The organism is Paraflavitalea speifideaquila (assembly GCF_032395985.1).
GTDB lineage: Bacteria > Bacteroidota > Bacteroidia > Chitinophagales > Chitinophagaceae > Paraflavitalea > Paraflavitalea speifideaquila.
In genome coordinates, this window is record NZ_CP135920.1 from 979,528 (window position 1) to 998,211 (window position 18,684).

21 protein-coding genes and 1 pseudogene are annotated in these 18,684 nt (G+C 45.6%); 8 read left to right on the forward strand and 14 right to left on the reverse strand.

Features of this window, described 5'->3' with window-relative positions:
- Positions 1–830 precede the first annotated feature (830 nt).
- Positions 831–1,430 carry a class I tRNA ligase family protein gene (locus RS881_RS06990; protein WP_315824382.1) on the forward strand — a complete coding sequence of 200 codons (600 nt, stop codon included), beginning with the start codon at positions 831–833 and terminating at the stop codon, positions 1,428–1,430.
- A 152-nt stretch (positions 1,431–1,582) separates the two neighbouring features.
- Here the strand turns inward: RS881_RS06990 and RS881_RS06995 are convergent, their stop codons facing one another.
- From RS881_RS06995 to RS881_RS07010, 4 genes are all read right to left on the reverse strand, one after another.
- Complete coding sequence (locus tag RS881_RS06995; RefSeq protein ID WP_315820418.1) at positions 1,583–2,209, reverse strand: hypothetical protein; 627 nt, start codon at positions 2,207–2,209, stop codon at positions 1,583–1,585.
- A gap of 29 nt (positions 2,210–2,238) precedes the next feature.
- Positions 2,239–2,559 (reverse strand): hypothetical protein, encoded by a 321-nt coding sequence (locus RS881_RS07000; protein ID WP_315820419.1) that lies wholly within the window; start codon positions 2,557–2,559, stop codon positions 2,239–2,241.
- A gap of 352 nt (positions 2,560–2,911) precedes the next feature.
- The gene (locus RS881_RS07005; RefSeq protein WP_315820420.1) at positions 2,912–4,186 is read right to left on the reverse strand and encodes a S41 family peptidase; all 1,275 of its coding nucleotides are present in this window, start codon (positions 4,184–4,186) and stop codon (positions 2,912–2,914) included.
- Positions 4,150–6,165: a S41 family peptidase gene (locus tag RS881_RS07010; RefSeq protein WP_315820421.1), complete on the reverse strand. Its 2,016-nt coding sequence runs from the start codon at positions 6,163–6,165 to the stop codon at positions 4,150–4,152. Before RS881_RS07010 ends, RS881_RS07005 begins: the two co-directional genes overlap by 37 nt.
- Positions 6,166–6,291: 126 nt before the next feature.
- Here RS881_RS07010 and RS881_RS07015 point away from each other — a divergent pair, with 126 nt between their 5' ends.
- From RS881_RS07015 to RS881_RS07025, 3 genes are all read left to right on the forward strand, one after another.
- Positions 6,292–6,978: a peptidoglycan DD-metalloendopeptidase family protein gene (locus tag RS881_RS07015; protein WP_315820422.1), complete on the forward strand. Its 687-nt coding sequence runs from the start codon at positions 6,292–6,294 to the stop codon at positions 6,976–6,978.
- A 377-nt stretch (positions 6,979–7,355) separates the two neighbouring features.
- Positions 7,356–7,718, forward strand: a complete 363-nt coding sequence (locus tag RS881_RS07020) for a DUF937 domain-containing protein (protein ID WP_315824383.1) — start codon at positions 7,356–7,358, stop codon at positions 7,716–7,718.
- A gap of 131 nt (positions 7,719–7,849) precedes the next feature.
- Entirely contained in the window at positions 7,850–8,470 is a 621-nt protein-coding gene (locus tag RS881_RS07025; protein ID WP_315820423.1) for an OmpA family protein, read from the forward strand.
- A gap of 117 nt (positions 8,471–8,587) precedes the next feature.
- Here the strand turns inward: RS881_RS07025 and RS881_RS07030 are convergent, their stop codons facing one another.
- The 6 genes from RS881_RS07030 to RS881_RS07055 form a co-directional block, all read right to left on the reverse strand.
- Positions 8,588–8,872, reverse strand: a complete 285-nt coding sequence (locus RS881_RS07030) for a hypothetical protein (RefSeq protein WP_315820424.1) — start codon at positions 8,870–8,872, stop codon at positions 8,588–8,590.
- A gap of 230 nt (positions 8,873–9,102) precedes the next feature.
- Positions 9,103–9,729 (reverse strand): Rossmann-fold NAD(P)-binding domain-containing protein, encoded by a 627-nt coding sequence (locus RS881_RS07035; protein WP_315820425.1) that lies wholly within the window; start codon positions 9,727–9,729, stop codon positions 9,103–9,105.
- Positions 9,730–9,746: 17 nt separating this feature from the next.
- Entirely contained in the window at positions 9,747–9,989 is a 243-nt protein-coding gene (locus RS881_RS07040) for an NAD(P)H-binding protein (protein ID WP_315820426.1), read from the reverse strand.
- A 63-nt stretch (positions 9,990–10,052) separates the two neighbouring features.
- Positions 10,053–10,481 carry a MarR family winged helix-turn-helix transcriptional regulator gene (locus RS881_RS07045; RefSeq protein ID WP_315820427.1) on the reverse strand — a complete coding sequence of 143 codons (429 nt, stop codon included), beginning with the start codon at positions 10,479–10,481 and terminating at the stop codon, positions 10,053–10,055.
- Between the two features lie 357 nt (positions 10,482–10,838).
- The gene (locus tag RS881_RS07050) at positions 10,839–11,285 is read right to left on the reverse strand and encodes a type 1 glutamine amidotransferase (protein WP_315820428.1); all 447 of its coding nucleotides are present in this window, start codon (positions 11,283–11,285) and stop codon (positions 10,839–10,841) included.
- Positions 11,176–11,532 (reverse strand): type 1 glutamine amidotransferase family protein, encoded by a 357-nt coding sequence (locus tag RS881_RS07055; protein WP_315820429.1) that lies wholly within the window; start codon positions 11,530–11,532, stop codon positions 11,176–11,178. Before RS881_RS07055 ends, RS881_RS07050 begins: the two co-directional genes overlap by 110 nt.
- Before the next feature lie 49 nt (positions 11,533–11,581).
- Between RS881_RS07055 and ruvB the strand changes: the two genes are divergently transcribed.
- Positions 11,582–12,610: a Holliday junction branch migration DNA helicase RuvB gene (gene ruvB, locus RS881_RS07060; protein WP_315820430.1), complete on the forward strand. Its 1,029-nt coding sequence runs from the start codon at positions 11,582–11,584 to the stop codon at positions 12,608–12,610.
- A 63-nt stretch (positions 12,611–12,673) separates the two neighbouring features.
- Here ruvB and rhuM read toward each other — a convergent pair whose 3' ends face one another.
- The 3 genes from rhuM to RS881_RS07075 form a co-directional block, all read right to left on the reverse strand.
- The gene (rhuM, locus tag RS881_RS07065; RefSeq protein WP_315824384.1) at positions 12,674–13,117 is read right to left on the reverse strand and encodes a RhuM family protein; all 444 of its coding nucleotides are present in this window, start codon (positions 13,115–13,117) and stop codon (positions 12,674–12,676) included.
- Complete coding sequence (locus RS881_RS07070) at positions 13,110–13,574, reverse strand: RhuM family protein (RefSeq protein ID WP_315820431.1); 465 nt, start codon at positions 13,572–13,574, stop codon at positions 13,110–13,112. Before RS881_RS07070 ends, rhuM begins: the two co-directional genes overlap by 8 nt.
- 115 nt (positions 13,575–13,689) lie before the next feature.
- Positions 13,690–13,968 carry a hypothetical protein gene (locus RS881_RS07075; RefSeq protein WP_315820432.1) on the reverse strand — a complete coding sequence of 93 codons (279 nt, stop codon included), beginning with the start codon at positions 13,966–13,968 and terminating at the stop codon, positions 13,690–13,692.
- Positions 13,969–14,526: 558 nt separating this feature from the next.
- On the opposite strand from RS881_RS07075, the gene RS881_RS07080 reads away from it, so the two are divergent.
- Entirely contained in the window at positions 14,527–15,456 is a 930-nt protein-coding gene (locus tag RS881_RS07080; protein ID WP_315820433.1) for a hypothetical protein, read from the forward strand.
- 61 nt (positions 15,457–15,517) lie between these two features.
- Here the strand turns inward: RS881_RS07080 and RS881_RS07085 are convergent, their stop codons facing one another.
- The gene (locus RS881_RS07085) at positions 15,518–16,219 is read right to left on the reverse strand and encodes a response regulator transcription factor (RefSeq protein ID WP_315820434.1); all 702 of its coding nucleotides are present in this window, start codon (positions 16,217–16,219) and stop codon (positions 15,518–15,520) included.
- Between the two features lie 333 nt (positions 16,220–16,552).
- On the opposite strand from RS881_RS07085, the gene RS881_RS07090 reads away from it, so the two are divergent.
- Complete coding sequence (locus RS881_RS07090; RefSeq protein ID WP_315820435.1) at positions 16,553–16,831, forward strand: co-chaperone GroES; 279 nt, start codon at positions 16,553–16,555, stop codon at positions 16,829–16,831.
- Positions 16,832–17,149: 318 nt separating this feature from the next.
- Positions 17,150–18,591: pseudogene (locus tag RS881_RS07095) on the forward strand (helicase HerA-like domain-containing protein).
- Positions 18,592–18,684 lie beyond the last annotated feature (93 nt).

The following is an 18,684-nucleotide window of genomic DNA, read 5'->3' on the forward strand; positions in this document are numbered from 1 at the left end:
AAGCGATAGAAGTAGCTGCCAATAAAGTGGAGGAATTGGGCATTGGTACCCGGAAGGTGAATTTTAAAATGCGCGATGCTGCTTTCAGCCGCCAGCGTTATTGGGGCGAACCATTTCCCATTGCATGGAAAGAAGGGGTGGCCTATTCCCTGCCCGAAACCGATCTACCCGTTGTATTGCCCCATATTGATGAAATAAAACCCGGTAAAGAAGGAGAAGGCCCTTTGAGCAATTTGCCCGACTGGATCAATGCTTCTCCCATCGGCGGACAAAGGGAAAGTTCCACCATGCCCGGTTATGCCGGCAGCAGCTGGTATTTCCTGCGCTATATGGACCCCCATAATGACAGCACTTTCTGCGATCGCAAAGCAAGTGATTACTGGGGACAGGTGGATCTTTACATTGGCGGTACCGAACATGCCGTGGGGCACCTCCTGTACAGCCGCATGTGGACCAAGGCCCTGTATGACCTGGGGCATATTGGTTTCGATGAACCATATAAGAAACTGGTGAACCAGGGTAAGATTGGTGGCGACTCCAGACTGGTTTACCGGGTACGGGGTACCAACCAATTTGTATCTGCCGGGTTGAAAGACCAACATGAAACCGACGAACTCCATGTGGATGTATCGTTGGTAGATGGATTGGAACTGGACCAGGAGGCTTTCAAAAAGTCAAGAACTGAATATTATACTGCTACTTTCATCCAGGAAGAGGGCAAATATATTTGCGGCTCCCGGTTGGAGAAGATGAGCAAGCGTTATTTCAATGTGGTGAATCCAGATGATATCGTCAATAAATATGGTGCCGATACCTTCCGGATGTATGAAATGTTCCTTGGCCCGGTAGAGCAGGACAAACCCTGGGATACCAAGGGTATTGAGGGTGTACACCGCTTCCTGAAGAAACTGTGGAGGTTGTTTTATGATGAGGTGAAAGGACAGGTATGGAATACCAATGCCCCTACCGATGCGGAATGGAAGGTATTGCACAAAGCCATTAAGCGGGCAGAAGAAGATACCGAACGTTTCTCTTTCAATACAGCCGTGAGCACTTTCATGATCTGTGTGAATGATCTCTCCGATCTGAAATGTAATAAGAAAGATATTCTGCAGCCCTTACTTATTTTGCTGGCGCCTTTTGCGCCCCATGTGTGCGAAGAGCTTTGGAGCTTATTGGGCAATACTACTACCATCCTGGATGCAGCCTATCCCAGGTTTGAGTCGAAGTACCTGGTAGAAAGCAATAAGGAATATCCTATTTCAGTAAATGGCAAGCTGCGTACCACCATCAATATCGCTATGGATGCTGTACAGGAAGATGTTGAAAAGCTGGTACTTTCCAATGATGTTATCCAAAAATGGATGGAGGGCAAGCCCCACAAGCGGATCATCTATGTAAAGGGAAAGATGGTCAATGTAGTGGTATAATTCTATAAGGTGGGTCTCAGTCGCCAGCCTCTGGTTGGTGACGCCTTTTAGCAAGCCTCTGGCTTGCTTTTTATTGGTCTCCATCCTGTTTGATCAGTCTTATCAGCGCGCTGCTGTTTTCATCCGCATGTAACCGGGCTTCATAGCGTTTCTTACCCACGATGGCTACCATGAAGGAGGTATTGGGTGGTATGGAGCCCAGGTTCAGCTACCATTACCAGTTCATTGTCATTGTCCAGCTCATCGGCATTCAGGAAAATGGTGTAAGGCTGTTCGGTGAGGCGGATGTTTTTAATGATCAGTCTTTTGTTCAGGAATAGCGCAATGCTGTCTCCATCTACCTGAGCATTGTCATAAAAGCGCAGTTCGATCTTTTTATCCGTGACAGGTATTACCGTCTGCAATTTATTGGTACGGGCAGTGAACTTGTCTTCCGGTGTAATAGGTTTGCCAACGATCTTCTTTTCTTCCGGAGCTGATACCACCACCGGTGGAAGCGCTTTAATGGCCGGCCCGGCCACTATAACCGGTGCGGTAGGAGGCAGACTGGTAGCGGTTAAGTTACGATCAGCAGGTATTACTTCTTCTGTGGGCGGTACTGTAAAAGATAGCCGCGCAATGCTGTCAATGATAGCCGGGTGATTAGCCCCCACCATATAGTTTTCGATCACATAGTCCCACTCATCCGTAAAGCCGGGACTATTCACTTTTTCCAGGGCTACCGGCCCTTTGGGTTTATCTTTATGGTCCCGCGCTGTACTATTGCCATCCAGTAACATTTTATCTTCACCAGGGCAGTTAAAATCAGCTACCGTAAGTACCGGTTCTTTGAGGAACCAAATAGGCTGCCTCCGCCTTTTTCTTCTACCAGCGATTCATCCCACCATACCACGGCATTCGTTTGCCCGTCGAAATAACCCCGTACTCCATAGCGCCGGTAATTGGCCTTGGAAGTATAATAGTAAACAGTGCCCAGCAGGCTATCCCCCTTTTTAACCAGTTTCAATTCCGTACGTACATTACCTGTTTTCCCTTTCCAGGCACCTGTAATGGTTTGGGATAGAGCCGTTTGTTGAGTAAGCGCAAAGGCGGCCACCAGGCAACACCACGAAATGGCAATAGTTTTCAAATAGTTATTGTTGGATGATACTAGTAGAAACGCCCCCTACACTTGAATATTTTGTGTTTGGTTTCTTTTAACGAATGTACCAATAAGGGCATATAGAATAAAAAACGGTGGACTCCTTCAAAGGTGGTCCACCGTTTTATTTAAACCTTATCATCTGTGCTCATCAACCTTGTCTGTGAGCTATTTTGATCACGCAGTGGCTATTTTATACTGCGCATTGTGTATCTCCGTTTCCCGATGCTGAATTATCGGTATTCATCCGTATAATCAAATCCATTCCGCATAATCCGTGATTACCTGTATTCATCTGTGCAATCAACTCCAATCTGCGCAACCTGCGATTCATCTGCGATCAGAAACCTTTCTTCGGCGACTTCTTGATCTCTTCCAGCATTTCCTTCACCGCCCTTTCCAGTTGCTGGTCATAACCTTTCAGGATAGACTTAAAATCATTGGGCAACTTAATATCCGGTTCCAGTTGAAGGTTCTCCGTGGGGCGGTTTTCTTTACCAATGGTGGCTACCATGGGAATACCGAATACCAGCGTGGGGTCGATCTGTGTTTCCCACCATACCGCTGTACCGGTGCCTGGTACCGGCATACCGATCAGTTTACCCAGGTCAAGACTCTTATAAGCATAGGGGAACAGGAAGGCATCAGAATAGTTGCTTTCACTCATCAATACACAGGAAGGGTTGGCCCATTTATTACGGGGTTCGCCCGAGGTAGGCGTTACTCCCTGGGGAGAGAAATTCATGTATTTCTTGCCACCCAGGAAGGTCACCAGGTCATCATGCAGCCAGCCGCCACCATTAAAGCGCGTATCTACGATCAGTGCTTCTTTATCCGCGTTTTTGCCCAGCACTTCTTCATATACCGTGCGGTAGCTGCCATCATTCATACCCTGTACGTGTACATAACCTACCTTGCCACCCGATAATTCATCTACTTTTTTACGCATCGTCTTTACCCAACGACCATATAACAAGCCTTGTTCTTCGCCTTGGGAAATGGGCTTCAGGGTTTCTTCCCAACGTTCCCTGGTTGTAGGGTTATACAGGCTTAGCAATACATTCTTACCCGATTTACGGTTCAGTAATTTATTCCAGTCCAGGTTTTCAGCAACCTGCTCGCCATCTATCTTTTCGATCACCGTGCCGGCAGCGATCTTTGTTTTGGCATTCAGTAAGGGGCCGCCTTCTATTACTTCCATCACTTTTACACCTGCCCCATCATAGGTTTCATCATACAACAAACCCAGGCTGGCCGTGGCATCTGTATTAACCTGTGGTGGTGCATAACGGCCTCCTGTGTGTGAGGCATTCAGCTCACCCAGCAGTTCACTCAGCAATTCCTGGTAATCATAATTGTTGTTGATATAGGGCAGGAATTTTTCGTAGGTTGTTTTATACAGTTTCCAATCCGTGCCTTGTAATTTGGGATCATAGAATTTCTTCACCACCTGCCTCCAGGCATGCTCAAAAATATAGCTCCTTTCTGCTGCTGCATTCAGGTTCATTTCCCCATTTACCGTTACCGGCGATATCCTGCCCGCTTCTGCATCTACTTTCATGATGCGGCCATCACTGGCTACAAACAAGCTCTTACCATCTTTGGTAATTTCCATGCCGGCAGCACCCCATCCAGCTTGGTCAATATTTTTGTTTCACGCGTGCGTGTATTGGTCAACCACAGATCATATCCTTTTTCTACCCGGGCCAGGTAATAGAGCTTCTCTCCATCGGCCGAAAGGATATAGTCAGAAATATTACCCGAATTGATCGTGAGCCTTTCCTTGCGGTTGCCCAGGTTTTCAAACAGCGGTTGCCAGTCTTTTTCCTTTTTAGCTGCCAACACTTGCAAAGCAGAATCCTTCTTTTCTTTCTTGTCATTCTCCTCTTTCTCTTTCAGGAGCGTATAATCGTCTTTATTGAGCTTAAAGCGGTCATACAGTTCCTGGTCGAAGAACATCGCATAAATATCTACTTCACGCGCTCCCTGGAAAGCCAGGGGTTTCTTGCCATCCCGGTCGGTTAACCACAACAGCGCTTTGCCATTAAAAGCCCATTTGGCCGATCCATCCGAAAAACCGCTTTCTGTTACATTTTTTCTTTCGCCCGTACCATCTGCTTTCATCAGGTCTATTTCTGCAGTACCCCACTTACCTTCTGCTGAATTGAAGGCAATCCATTTACCATCGGGCGACCATTTGAAACTCTGGTCTCCATCCGCATAAGAAAAGTTAATACCCTTGGGTACAATGGTGCGGCTCTTTTTAGAAGCGATATTGTATACCTTGATAATATTCCTTTCTTCGAGGTAGGCAATTTCTTTTCCGTCGGGTGATACCACCGGCTGAAACTCTTCAGCTTCTGTGGCTACCAGCGGTTCTTCTTTCAATACCGTAGAGGCATAGAAATAGGGTTCTTCCTTGCGGTCGATCGTAGTACGGTAAATATCCCAGCTATTGCCCCTTTCGGCGGCATAGATCAGCGAACGGCCATCAGGTGTAAATTGTAAAGTACGTTCCTGTTGCGGTGTATTCGTGATGCGTTTGGTGATACCACCTTCTACCGATGTTACAAATACCTCACCCCGTACAATGAAAGCGATCTCTTTGCCATTGGGCGATAAAGCCGTTTGCGTAACCCCCGTATTGATAGGGATGATCTTTTCTGTATTTGTGCGGCCATCCGTATTGATGCGGATGTTTACTTTTCTGGGTTGATCGCCTTCCTTCAGCGTATAGATCTCTCCATCATAAGTAAAACAAAGCGTATTGTCGTTGGCCCGGGAGAGGTGACGCACCGGGTGGTCTTTGAATTTGGTCAACTGCTGCTCCGCCATCTTTGTTTTAACAGGCGCCTTGTAGATATTCTGATTATTGCTATTCTTCTCGCTCAGGTAATAGAATGACTGGTCATCGGCCGAAAAGAGCGGCTCCCGGTCTTCTCCACCAAAACCCGAGACTTGTTGGTAATCATCTTTCTTCACATCATAGATCCAGATATCGCGGGTAACAGCCGAAGTATGGTGCTTGCGCCAGGCATCTTCATATCCTTTCCGGTCCTGGAATACCAGTTGGTCGCCTTTACTGTTAAAACGTGCAAATTCGGATCCTGCCGACAGGAACATAACCGAGCGCCCGCCTGTAACCGGTACCTCATATAACTTCTGAAACAGGTTGCGCTGGGGAAAACGAGCACTGGTATAAATATCATTCCGGTTGGTGCCAAAGATCACCTTCTTGCCATCCGGTGTAAAATCATAGGGATAATCATTGGCCGAATGATAGGTGAGGCGCGTGGCCTCGCCACCACTGGCCGGCATGATGTATACATCGAAATTGCCATAGCGGTCACTGGCAAAAGCAATAAACTGACCATCCCGGCTCCATACCGGCATAAAATCATGCGCTTCATGCAAGGTTAAGGGAATGGCATCTCCACCAGCCGCCGGCACCTTATACAGATCGCCTTTGTAACTGAATACGATTGTTTTGCCATCCGGTGAAAGGGCTGGATACCTTAGCCATAAAGGGGTTTGTTGGGCTACTGTTACCTTGACCATAATCAATAGCAGGACCAGGAATAGGGATTTATTCATAAAACAATACGTTTTAGAGATTCATATTGATTTAAAGGTAGCAAACCGGGATATTTGCAATTGGCGGGAATGCATAAAAGCAGCAAATTGCTTACAAACGGCAGTTTTTATCCTTAAATCCTGTATATGCCCTCTGTTTTTGAAAATACCATTCGTAAATACCAGTCTACCTTTCATCCTGTAGTGAAAGTGGATCCTGAACAGGATAAGTTATTGCTGCTTGATTTTACAGAAAAGAACAAGGAGCTGCATGAAACCATCATTGACAATACGGCCCGGTTCGCAGCTTATATAGATAACAAGCTACAAACTACCCACAGCCGTTTTGGTATTGGCGGGTATGATGAGCATAGAACGGTATACAACCGCAGCAAGCTATTTGATGCAACCCAGCCAGGCGAGGAGCCCCGGCGCCTGCACCTGGGTATCGATATCTGGGGAGCGGCGGGTACACCGGTATATGCTTTCATGGGCGGTATGGTACATAGCTTTGCTTTCAACGAGCAGTATGGCGATTATGGCGCCACCATGATCCTCTTGCACCAATTGGACGGATTACCCTTTTATACCTTATACGGCCATGTTAGCCTGGCCGATATACAGAAACTGGCCAGCGGTCAATATGTTTCTATCGGGCAGCAAATAGCCCGCTTTGGCCAGGCGGCCGAGAATGGCCATTGGCCTCCCCACCTGCACTTCCAACTGATCCTTGACATGGAGCTAAAAAAGGCGATTACCCGGGCGTGTGTAAGTACTCCGAAAGAGAAAAATACCTGGCCAATTGCCCCGATCCTGACCTGGTATTGCAGTTAATGCGTTATGCAAAACCCACCTAAACCTCCCCTTAAAGTTCAACAAAAAGGGCTATATATTATCTTTTTTGCTATATTTCAGCTTGCGGATGCTTTATGATTGTTACTCCCACTGAGCCCACCAGCCCCGGCTATATGCCATAACCCTCCTCCGTTCCGCCCAACTGCGGTTATATCTAATAGTTTTAAAGCAATCGCTTTTCTACCACTCATTTTTTATTCATCTAAAAATGTTTTGTTTATGTCATTCAACCTTCTTGATTCTGTCAAAGGCCTTTTTACGAGCGACCTTACTTCCAAAATGGCTTCTTCTTTCGGAGAAAGTGAGGGTGGGATCAAAAAGCCATTGGTGGCGCTATCCCTACTGTACTGGCTGGTCTGCTAAATAAAGCAGGCACTGCAGACGGGGCCTCCAGTATTTTAAACCTGTCAAAAGAAGCAGCGGGTAGTGGTTTGCTTGGCAACCTGGCCGGATTGGCAGGTGGCGGCAGCCTGGTAAGTAAAGGACTGGAATGGATAAAGAAACTTTTTGGTGATAAAGCAGATAGTATCATCAGCATGATTGCCGGCCATGCTGGCATCCGCGATTCATCTGCAGCCTCTGTACTGAGCGTAGCAGCGCCGGCAGCCCTGGGTACCCTGGGCAAACAGGTAACACAGAACAATTTAAACGTATCGGGCCTCACTTCCTTATTGGCCGGTCAAAAGATTCCATCCTGGGCGCCCTGCCATCAGGCCTGAACCTTGCTGGTGCACTGGGCTTAGGAAGCCTGGGCGACCTGGGCAGTAAGCTTACCGGCGCCTTCAGCAATGCTGCCGGTACCGCCAGGGCCACTGCCGATAAAGCAACCAGTGGAGGTAATAAATGGTTATTGCCCTTATTGCTGGCCCTGATCATCATTGGCGCTTTGTGGTATTTCATGAAGGGCTGTAATAAGAATGCAGGAGAGGGAACAGTACCGCCAACCGATACTACTACCACGCAGGTAACACCGGCCCAGGAAACACCTGCAGCCGCACCTGCTGGCATGGAATCCATCAAGGTGAAACTACCCGATGGTGTAGAGCTGGATGCTTATAAAGGAGGTATTGAAGATAAGCTGGTCACTTTCTTGAATGATCCCGCCTCTAAGGGTGGTAAAGATGTGTGGTTTGATTTCGACAACCTTAATTTCAAATTGGGCAGCGCCGAGCTAACCCCCGAAAGCATGGTGCAGGTAAATAATATAGCCGCTATCCTGAAAGCCTATCCCAAATTGAAGATCAAGATAGGAGGTTATACCGATAAGAGCGGTGATGCATCCATCAATAAAAAACTATCCCAGGAAAGAGCCGATGCTGTACTGGGTGTTTTAGGTAATTCAGGTGCCAACAAGGATCAACTGGTAGGTGCAGAAGGATATGGAGCTGAATTTGCCAAAGCCGCCGCCGATGCACCCGATGCCGAGCGCAAACTCGACAGAAGGATTGCCATTGGCGTAAGAGAGAAATAAAAGGATACATGTAGATAGCAATTACTCCCGGTAAGGCAGGTTACCTATAGGGACCTGCCTCCAAATTAAAAAAGCATGAAGTTATTCTTCATGCTTTTTTAATGCTGTAAGGGCATCTTATAAAAGCGCTTTTACAATTTCTTCCCATTCCTGCTCCAGTGAATAACCCGGCATCCGTTTATCGGCTTTATTGTACCAGTAATTGGCATTGAATACATCGCCTTCCTTGCGGTGCAGGTAGGCATGAATCCAGGAAGCTGTTTTATCGGGAACATCCTGTATTGTATTATGTGAAGCCTCCCAATCGCCTTTAGCATCCTGCCACAAGGCTTGCAAATAAACACTCAACCCCTGGGGAGGAGTGGAGTGCGTTATGCTGGCATAGAATTGATCGTAATTCATAGTGTTTCAAAGATACAAAAGTGGCGACACCTTTTCTTTGTAATGCGGCAGAAGGCGAGTCACCCTGCCGCCCTGTTATGCCGGGCTGCAGAGAGGCCCACCTGTATGCGAAAGAATAGGCGGTCTTATTTTGCTATGCCAGTGAAAGCTGTCGCCGCTTTGATTGATCATCCAGATGAACAGTACCCCTGAAGATCAATTCATATAATTCGTGCAATTGGTGTTATCCCTTAAGCATTGTAGGCTGCTGCAAATGTCTTTGCAAAGTCATCCAGCTTCACTTTACCCAGGGCCTGCTTGTGAGCCCAGTAATCTTCAAACATAACGCCACTGTCTATGGCATGACCCATCTCAATATAATTATCGGCCAGGTCCGGTGTAAGGCCGGCCTGTACCATACCGCCTTTTGCCTGCTCGTCGGCAAATTTAACCCAGGCCAGCGCTGGCTTGCCAATGGCCTTACCCAGCGTGGCGGCAATGGTATCGGTGCCTACTTCATCACTAACGATATACCGTACATTATGCCCTTTAAATTTCAGTTGCAGGAGTTCTTCGGCAGCCACGGCGGCAATATCGCTGGTATCAACAATGGGGAATTTATTGGCGGCTACATTGAAGTTGCTGCCCATGATGCCCGCCTGTTTGATCAACCCGATATTGGGCATCAGGTTATAATAGAAATAAGACGGACGCAGATGCAGGATGTTGGCGCCGGGCAAACTACGCAATGATTGTTCTACCCGGTATAAGCCGCTTACCGGTCCCACCCCTTGAGGCAGGTGAGCGCCTATACTACTCAATTGTACTATATAGGGCGTTTTATTGGCCTTCAGGGCCGTTGTATAGTTATTGCCCACCCTTTCAAGGTTGGCTTTTACCTCATTGCTGGTATAATCGGGGGATTCATGATATACACCGCATCGGCCCCCGCAAAAGCTGCTGTTAAGAACGGAATATCAGTAACCGTTCCTATGGCCGCCTTAGCCCCTTTATTGACCAGTTCCTGCAAATTGGCGGCATTGCGCCCAATAATGGTAACCTGGTGCCCTGCTGCTAATAATGTTTCTGCCAGGGGTTTTGTAATGTGGCCTGCGCCACCGGTAAGTACGTAATTCATAATAGTTGATTTGAGAATGATTGTGTTTTATTATTGTATATACAAGTATTGGGGTAAAAAAAATTAATCGCCTAATTTGTCTGCCAGGCAGGCCATATTTTCCACCATCCGTACACTTTCTTCCTTGCCCAGTATACTGGAGTAATCCTCAACGAATTGTGTAATGCATCCCAACAGTACCGGGTACAATTCTTTGGCCTTATCGGTAGGATAAACCAATGTTTGCTTGCCTTCTGTATTGCGGATGACCAGCCCTTTGCCTTCCAGTTTTTCTATTAGCCGGGTAATCGTAGAGGGGGTCAGGATCAATTGTTCACTCAAGGCCGTTGGTTGAATACCTGGATTTTCAATGGCCAGCATCAAAAGATAGGCGTGACTGGGGGAAAGATCCACCTTTTTCCAGCTTTCAATGGCCAGTTTCTCAATCCTGCGGCCCAATGCATTGGCTACAAAATATAAACAATGCCGGTATTTACTGTCAGATGCCTTCATGTACAGAACAAAGGTAAGGGCTTTTTATTTGTATATGCAAATATAGAAAGAAAAATATTAAATTCCCCGGATGGAAGAATATAAGACATTTCTATTCAGTTATTTATGCCGGCATAAGGCTGTTGTAACCGGGAGAGGTTTGGGTTAACTTCATCAATAACCTGTATTTAACCTGTCTGTAACTTGTATGTAACCTGAAGATAAGCCGTATCTATATAAGGATGGCTTATCTACGGCTTATGTACAGCTTATATACGGCTTATCTACAGCTTATCATTGAATAAGGTCTATTTCAGGCAGCACTCAGGTATGCCTGGACAGTCTACCCAGCCGGGGTTCAATTGCCAAAAGATCGGCTTACAGTTGCAGGAAATGGGAAAGGAAAGTAGCGAGGTGTTGTTGCTGACTGGCAACGAACCGGGCGCTTTGTTCCTCCATGAGCGGTCCCGGTTGGATACATGGAGCGGGTACCAACTCTTGTTGTCCGTGGATTACCATTTGTTGTACCAGGGCGGGTGTAGCTTCCAGGTGGAATTGTAAACCTGTCACCTGCTTATTCAATAGGAAGCCCTGGTGAGTACAGGCGCCGGTGGCGAACAGGTGGTGGGCGCCGGGTGGCAGGTCGAACGTATCGCCATGCCAGTGAAAGGTGATGAAGGTAGCGGGTAGGGAGGTGGTGAGGGGAGCTGTGTGTTCATTGCTTATTTTCTGTATGGGCCACCAGCCAATTTCTTTTTCCTTGTTGGGATATACTTTTGCGCCGCATACTTCGGCGATGAGTTGAGCGCCGAGGCAAATGCCCAATACTTTTGCCGGCATCGATCACGGATCTGATAAAGGCTTTTTCGGTAGCAAGCCATGTATAGGTATCCTCTTCATATACACCCATGGGGCCACCCATGATCACCAGCAGGTCCATGCTATTGGGCGGCGGAAAGTTTGCTGCTTCAAATATTTTGGTAAAGCTGGTGCTGTGTTGTTGTGCTGCTGCCCATTCCAATAAATAGCCGGGCGTTTCAAAATGTACATGTTGTATAAAATGCAGGTGCATGGTATTACTGGCTTACTTTTGTGTAGTTTTACAAAGTTGAGCGAAAAGCATGGCCAAACCAAACTTACATACCGAAAAGAGTTCCTTATCCGCTGCAGATAAAGAGTTTGAAAACAATATTCGACCCACAGAAATTGAAGATTTTGCGGGGCAGGGTCAGATCATTGAGAACCTCAAAATATTTATCAAAGCTGCCAAGCTGCGTGGTGAGGCATTGGACCATGTATTGTTTCATGGCCCTCCCGGACTGGGTAAGACCACGCTGAGCCGTATTGTGGCCAATGAGATGGGCGTGAACATCAAAGAAACTTCCGGGCCGGTTATTGAAAAGCCGGGCGACCTGGCCGGGCTGCTCACCAACCTGGAGCCGCATGATGTATTGTTTATTGATGAAATTCACCGGTTGAGTACGGTAGTGGAAGAATACCTCTATGCGGCGATGGAAGATTATCGCCTGGACATTATGATCGATAGCGGACCCAATGCCCGCAGTATACAGATCAATTTGAATCCCTTTACACTGGTGGGCGCTACCACCCGCAGCGGATTATTGACAGCACCTTTATTATCGCGCTTTGCTATTAAATCGCGCCTGGAATATTATAATGCCGAAGTATTACAAAAGATCATTAATCGTGCGGCTGGCATTCTGAATACAAAGATCACGTCAGATGCGGCCAATGAAATTGCCCGTCGCAGCCGGGGTACACCCCGTATTGGCAATGGCCTTTTGCGCCGGGTGCGCGATTTTGCACAGGTATTGAGCAATGGGGTGATCGACCTGGCTATTACCCAACATGCCTTGCGTGCATTGAATGTGGATGAATATGGCCTGGATGAAATGGACAATCGTATTCTACTTACCATCATTGATAAATTCAAAGGCGGCCCGGTGGGCATCACCACCATTGCTACGGCCGTAGGAGAAGAAACAGGTACGCTGGAAGAGGTATATGAACCTTTCTTAATTCAGGAAGGCTTTATTAAGCGTACACCCCGTGGCCGCGAAGTAACGCCCAAGGCTTATGAACACCTGGGCCGCAAACATGGCGGCAGTGGTGAGCACTTGTTGTTTTGAGGCTGGAAGATTGTTTTATAATTGTGTGCTGGTTTAGGAATGAATGTAGCTTCTTCAAAGAGTTCATTTTTTCTTTTTCCCATTGCTATTCTTGAAACTCTTTACATCGTTCTCCAATTCTTTCAGGCTTTGAGTAGCCTCTATTGTTCTTTGTTTGACAGTATACTTTTCAAATTCTTTTTCGGCCAACTCATCTGCAATCTTTTTGCTGATCCTGCCTGCATCCAGTAAAACTTCTCTTTGATTGATGGTCAGTATATCATTTAATTTATTTGACCAGTCAACCATATACATTGGCCTTTGAGCAAGTGCCTGAGCTTCGGCAAAAGCCAGGAATTGTTCAACCAAAAGATTAAGTTCCTTCAGTTCTAATTCTGATAAATAATTCTTCGCAATTGTAACATCACCTTTCCTGATCTTATCAGATTTCCAGGTGGTTAATCCCATATTGTCTTTTTCGGCATCTGCTCTGTTGTATATTAACTCAGCGGCTGTATGTTTATGGATTGCCCAGTGTAATTTGTTTTGTACTTAGCAAAAAAGTTTCTGTTGTTTTAGCACCAGGGTCATAATCAATACTGGTTGTATAAATGTCTTTGACTCTTTGATAAAATACTTTTTCCGAGGACCTGATATCCCTTATCCGGTCCAGTAATTCCTGAAAATAGTTGGGCTGATTGCCGGACTTTAGTCTTTCATCGTCAATAGTAAAGCCTTTAATGATATATTCTTTAATTCGTTGTGTTGCCCAAATTCTGAATTGAGTGCCCTGATGACTTTTTACCCTGTACCCAACAGAAATAATAACATCAAGATTATAATAAGAAGTGTTGTAAACTTTCCCGTCTGCAGCAGTTGTTCGGTATTTCCGAACAACTGAATCTTCATTCAATTCTCCATCCTTAAAAATCTCTTTTATATGCTCACTTATTGAAGATTTCGCTTTTTGGTATAGGATGCCCATCTGCCCCTGACTTAACCAAACATCATCGTTTTCAAGTCGAACTTCAATTTTAGTATTCCCCCTCGGTTTGATATATTAATATTTCGCTTTCCATTTTCTTTTTGTTTATGATTCGTTATTGATCTTTTTCTATTCTTTCTCTTCTTTCGAATCTGAAAATTCGTTGATTATCAATGGATTGCTCGGAAATGTTAAATGCGACATATTCATTGATATAATCGACCCTTAAGTTATCGAAAAGGGCTTTGGTATTGATGTAATAGTATTTACCAGCTTTGCTTATGGTGAACGCCCCTTCCTGTTTGTGCGGGTAAATGACGATATATAAACTAGGATCGGCCTCGTTCTCCTCATTCATGCCAATTCCTGCTGATTTTTCGACTGATAACTGCATTTTTGGGCTGCATCCATCGAAAACCCAAGCTTGCCAGTTTTATGAACCGTAGCTTTAAGGTTTTTATCCAAATTATTTGGATTAAAGAATTTAATTTTCATATATGTAAATATAATGAATTTTATTTGTATTTATTTTAGTTTCTTATTTGAATTTTAATTCAATCTTATTTGTATTTTGTTTGGATTTTCCTAAATCTTAGATAGGAATATGGCGCCCGGGCTATTGCTCAAGTTATTAATAAAGGCTATTACATTTTTAATGGAATAGCTATTGCCGGAAGCTGAAAAGAAAGAAGCTAGAATTTAGACGAGCTTCAAAAAAGCGGATTTCTTATGATAGCTGGAGTGTCGCTAAATTTTTACTATCTACAACAGTTTTAGTAATGGCTGCTTTATTTTGTTCGGGGAGTTGTACAGTATTTTATTTTCAAAATATAAAACCAACCACCATATATTTTCGTAAGTGGTACTCTTTTTGATTAGCAGTTAAGTCTGTTTGGTTAGCCTTTCACTACACCCCACTTCCTGATTGTAAGCCTAATTTATTCTTATTGCTATGAGATTATTGAAATCCATTGTGATACTATGGGTAATGTCTTTGTGCGCCCATACCGTATCAGCCCAATACTATTTTTATGATAATGAACTATTGGAGCCTGCTGTACTGTGGGAGGCCGGCGTATCAATAGGCGCCATGAATTGTTTTACCGACCTGGGTGGTAAGAAAGGCGTAGGCAGGGGATTTATTAAAGACCTCAACGGGCAGCAGTTTAACTTTTCCGGTGGTTTTTATGTAGGCGCACTTTATCAGCAAACCATTGGGGGCAGGTTGGAAGCCACCTTTGGTACGGTCAGTGCGGCTGATAATATGTTGACAGGCGATGTAGGTGCGGCCAAAGGCCGGTACATGCGCAACCTGCATTTCCGGAGTAAGATAACAGAACTGGCCTTGCTGGCCGAGTTTCATCCGCTTACCCTTTTCCAATCACTCGCTAAAGAGCCTTCTCATTTTTCGCCGTATATCGTAGGTGGGGTAGGTATATTTCATTTTAACCCCGAAGCATTTACAGGATGGAAATGGGTGGCCTTACAACCCTTGCGAACAGAAGGACAGGGCTTTACTGAATATCCCGACAGAAGGACTTACCAGCTGACGCAGGCTAATTTCCCTATGGGCATTGGCGTTAAATATGAGGTATCTGCCTGGCTAAATGCAAGATTGGAAATTATGCACCGCGTCTTAACCACCGATTATTTGGATGATGTAAGCAAACAGTATATTAACCCGGCATTGTTTGCAGAGAATTTGCAGCATGGGGAGGCAGAACTGGCTGTGAAAATGGCCGACAGGCGGCAGGAGCTGGACCCTACCATTGTGACCACTGAAGGAAGTATACGCGGCAATCCAAAAGATAAGGACGCTTATTTTACAATACAGTTCAAGTTGAGCATGTCGATAGGCAGAACAAAAAGGGTGAAGTTTTAAAATGAATAAGTCCCGCCATTGCTAAGCGGGACTTAATATATTGTAAGTATGTAATATCGTATTATGCTACGGGCGCTACTAATCTGAAGCCATTTCCGTGGATGTTTACGATCTCTATTTTTTCATCTTCTTTCAGGTACTTACGCAGTTTGGCAATGTACACATCCATACTGCGACCATTGAAATAAGTATCGCTGCCCCATATTTTTTTCAATGCCTGTTCGCGGGGAAGCAGGTCATTCATATGTTCGGAAAGCATTTTCAGCAATTCATTTTCTTTGGGCGATAAGGTCTGCGTTTTACCGGCATGGCTTAGTTCGCGCAATTTGGGATTAAAGTGATAGCCGCCCAGGTCGAACTCTTTGTTTTCTGCTTCGCGGGTAACTTCTTCATTCCTTTTGAGGATGGCCTTGATCTTCATTAACAGTACTTCACTGTCGAAGGGCTTGGTAATATAGTCATCGGCGCCGAGTTTGTAGCCCTGAATGATATCTTCTTTCATGGTTTTAGCACTGAGGAAGAATAATGGAATATCGGGATCAATATCGCGGATCTCTTCGGCAAGGGTAAATCCGTCCATGTGCGGCATCATGATATCCAGCAGGCAAAGCTCGAATTTCTCCCTTTGAAAAGCTGCCAGTCCCAAGCGGCCATCGCGTTCGAGGGTTACATCAAAATCATTTAACTCCAGGTAATTCTTCAATACACTGCCCAGGTTCTGATCGTCTTCACACAATAATATTTTCGGTTTCTTTCCGTCCATTGTTTGGTAGATTTAGTTCGATAGTGTAAATAAAATTAATCTATTTGCTATAACCGACAAGTGCCGTGTAATATTTTGTTAATAAATGGGGAGGGCAGTGAGGAGTGGTTAAAGGGGATAGTGGTAAATGGCAAGTGGGGTTACAGGCTAGTGGTGCTGCCATTCGCCGGGAGGCGTTTGCGTGGCAAACCTTGATTCCGGCTGTGGCGGGAGGCGGTTATATATGGCAGGTTACGAACAAATATCCATAAAAATGACCCTCCAGGGCACCACTGGCTACCCGCCTCTTACCACTCGTCTTTTATCGTATTTTTGTAGCTTAAGATTAATGATATGCGACTGACGAACGATAATACTTTTAAGAAACTGATAGTGATCGGTGACCGGGTTTTGATACGGCCTTCCAAAGCCAATGAACGTACGGATAGTGGGCTGTACCTGCCTCCCGGCGTCCAGGAAAAAGAAAAGGTGCAACAAGGCTATGTGATCAAAACGGGACCCGGGTATGTCATTCCCATGCCCGTAGAAGATGAATCCTGGAAAGGGCAGGAGGAACAGGTGAAATATATACCCCTGCAGGCCAGGGAAGGTGACCTGGCTGTATTCCTTTGAGTGGCGCCACTGAGGTATTGTATGAAAGTGAAAAATACTATATCGTACCGCAAAGTGCCATCCTCATGTTGGAGCGGGAAGAGGATATGTAGTGACGAGTGGGCAGCTAATTACATACAGATAACAAGTTTTTGTGATTGATATTCGGTCAATCCTGTATCTTTCCTTCTATAATATTGCCTTATGCCAAACACTGAAGCATTCCTGCAAGCTGTGCAGGGTGGTTATACTTTCAAAGGAGAATTTGCTGTATTGGGAGTAGGTATGCTTGATAAAGCAGCCGTTCCCGGGGCGTTGGTAAAGCTGCCCCTCAAAACCATGAACCGCCACGGCTTGATTGCCGGTGCTACGGGTACAGGTAAAACGAAAACCTTACAGGTAATTGCAGAAGCATTGAGTGATGCCAGCGTGCCGGTATTGTTGATGGATATTAAAGGCGACCTAAGTGGTATTGCCGCTGCGGGGGTGGAAAATGAGAAGATCAAAGAAAGGATGGCTGTTATTGGAGGGGCATATAAGCCCGCTGCATTTCCAGCAGAGTTGATGAGCCTGAGTAATGAGAAGGGAGTACGGTTAAGGGCTACGGTGAGCGAGTTTGGCCCGATACTGTTGTCAAAAATATTGGACCTCAACGATACGCAACAAGGGTTGGTGGCCATGATCTTTAAATATTGTGACGACAATAAGTTGCCCTTGCTGGACCTGAAGGACTTTATTAAAGTACTTCAATTTGTAAGCAATGAGGGCAAAGCGGAGATAGAAAAAGAGTATGGTAAAATTGCCACCACCAGTACGGGCACCATTCTACGTAAGGTTATTGAATTGCAACAACAAGGAGCTGATGTATTCTTTGGAGAACCTTCTTTTGAGGTGGACGACCTGATGCGTATTGCCGATGATGGCCGGGGATGATCAGTGTACTGCGGGTAACAGATATGCAAAACAGGCCGAAGTTGTTCTCGACCTTCATGCTGCAATTGCTGGCCGAATTGTATGCCACACTTCCGGAAGCCGGTGACCTGGATAAACCCAAGCTGGTGATGTTCATTGATGAAGCGCACCTGGTATTCCAGGAAGCCACGGATGCGTTGATGCAGCAAATTGAAACGGTGATCAAGCTTATCCGCTCCAAAGGGGTAGGTATCTTCTTCTGTACGCAAAATCCGCAGGACGTACCGGCCAGTGTATTAAGTCAACTGGGTTTAAAAGTGCAACATGCTTTGCGTGCCTTTACGGCTGCCGATCGTAAAACGATCAAACAAGCTGCTCAAAACTATCCGGAAACAGAATTCTATAAAACAGAGGAATTGCTTACCGAGTTGGGTATTGGTGAAGCGCTGGTGACGATGTTGAATGAAAAGGGTATACCCACACCGCTGGTGCATACCATGCTGGTATCGCCCCGGTCGAGGATGGATGTATTGAGTGATGGTGAAATAGATAAGCTGGTGAGCGGATCGAAGCTGGTAAAGAAATATGCTGAAACAGCTGATACGGAAAGTGCTTATGAAATACTGAATGCCAAGTTAGAAGAAGCAGCACAGAAATCTGCTGAAGAGAAAGCTGCGAAAGAGGAAGAAAAAGCTGCTAAAAAGACTTCAGGTGGCAAGCAGGAAAAGTCTACCCTGGAACAAGTGCTGGATAATTCAGTAACGCGCCAGATAGGACGTACTGCTGCCAATGTGATTACGCGTAGTTTGCTGGGTGCATTGGGATTGGGTGGTAAGAGCAGCAAGAAGAAAAGTAGTAGCTGGTTCTAAACGCAGATTACACTGATTTAATCGTCATTGTGCAGAGTTGAATGCAGATTTTGCTTGAAGATGGGCCACCCTGCTGCGCTGCTTTGCCGGGCT

Excerpts from the sequence above, each read along its gene's own strand:
- RS881_RS07080 (WP_315820433.1), top strand. The coding sequence starts at position 14,527 with ATGAGATTATTGAAATCCATTGTGATACTATGGGTAATGTCTTTGTGC.
- RS881_RS07085 (WP_315820434.1), bottom strand. The coding sequence starts at position 16,219 with ATGGACGGAAAGAAACCGAAAATATTATTGTGTGAAGACGATCAGAAC.
- RS881_RS07045 (WP_315820427.1), bottom strand. The coding sequence starts at position 10,481 with ATGAAGGCATCTGACAGTAAATACCGGCATTGTTTATATTTTGTAGCC.
- RS881_RS06990 (WP_315824382.1), top strand. The coding sequence starts at position 831 with ATGTTCCTTGGCCCGGTAGAGCAGGACAAACCCTGGGATACCAAGGGT.
- RS881_RS07090 (WP_315820435.1), top strand. The coding sequence starts at position 16,553 with ATGCGACTGACGAACGATAATACTTTTAAGAAACTGATAGTGATCGGT.
- RS881_RS07015 (WP_315820422.1), top strand. The coding sequence starts at position 6,292 with ATGCCCTCTGTTTTTGAAAATACCATTCGTAAATACCAGTCTACCTTT.
- RS881_RS07010 (WP_315820421.1), bottom strand. The coding sequence starts at position 6,165 with ATGAATAAATCCCTATTCCTGGTCCTGCTATTGATTATGGTCAAGGTA.
- RS881_RS07030 (WP_315820424.1), bottom strand. The coding sequence starts at position 8,872 with ATGAATTACGATCAATTCTATGCCAGCATAACGCACTCCACTCCTCCC.
- RS881_RS07040 (WP_315820426.1), bottom strand. The coding sequence starts at position 9,989 with ATGAATTACGTACTTACCGGTGGCGCAGGCCACATTACAAAACCCCTG.
- RS881_RS07070 (WP_315820431.1), bottom strand. The coding sequence starts at position 13,574 with ATGGGCATCCTATACCAAAAAGCGAAATCTTCAATAAGTGAGCATATA.
- RS881_RS07005 (WP_315820420.1), bottom strand. The coding sequence starts at position 4,186 with ATGGAAATTACCAAAGATGGTAAGAGCTTGTTTGTAGCCAGTGATGGC.
- RS881_RS07055 (WP_315820429.1), bottom strand. The coding sequence starts at position 11,532 with ATGCACCTGCATTTTATACAACATGTACATTTTGAAACGCCCGGCTAT.
- RS881_RS06995 (WP_315820418.1), bottom strand. The coding sequence starts at position 2,209 with ATGTTACTGGATGGCAATAGTACAGCGCGGGACCATAAAGATAAACCC.
- ruvB (WP_315820430.1), top strand. The coding sequence starts at position 11,582 with ATGGCCAAACCAAACTTACATACCGAAAAGAGTTCCTTATCCGCTGCA.
- RS881_RS07075 (WP_315820432.1), bottom strand. The coding sequence starts at position 13,968 with ATGCAGTTATCAGTCGAAAAATCAGCAGGAATTGGCATGAATGAGGAG.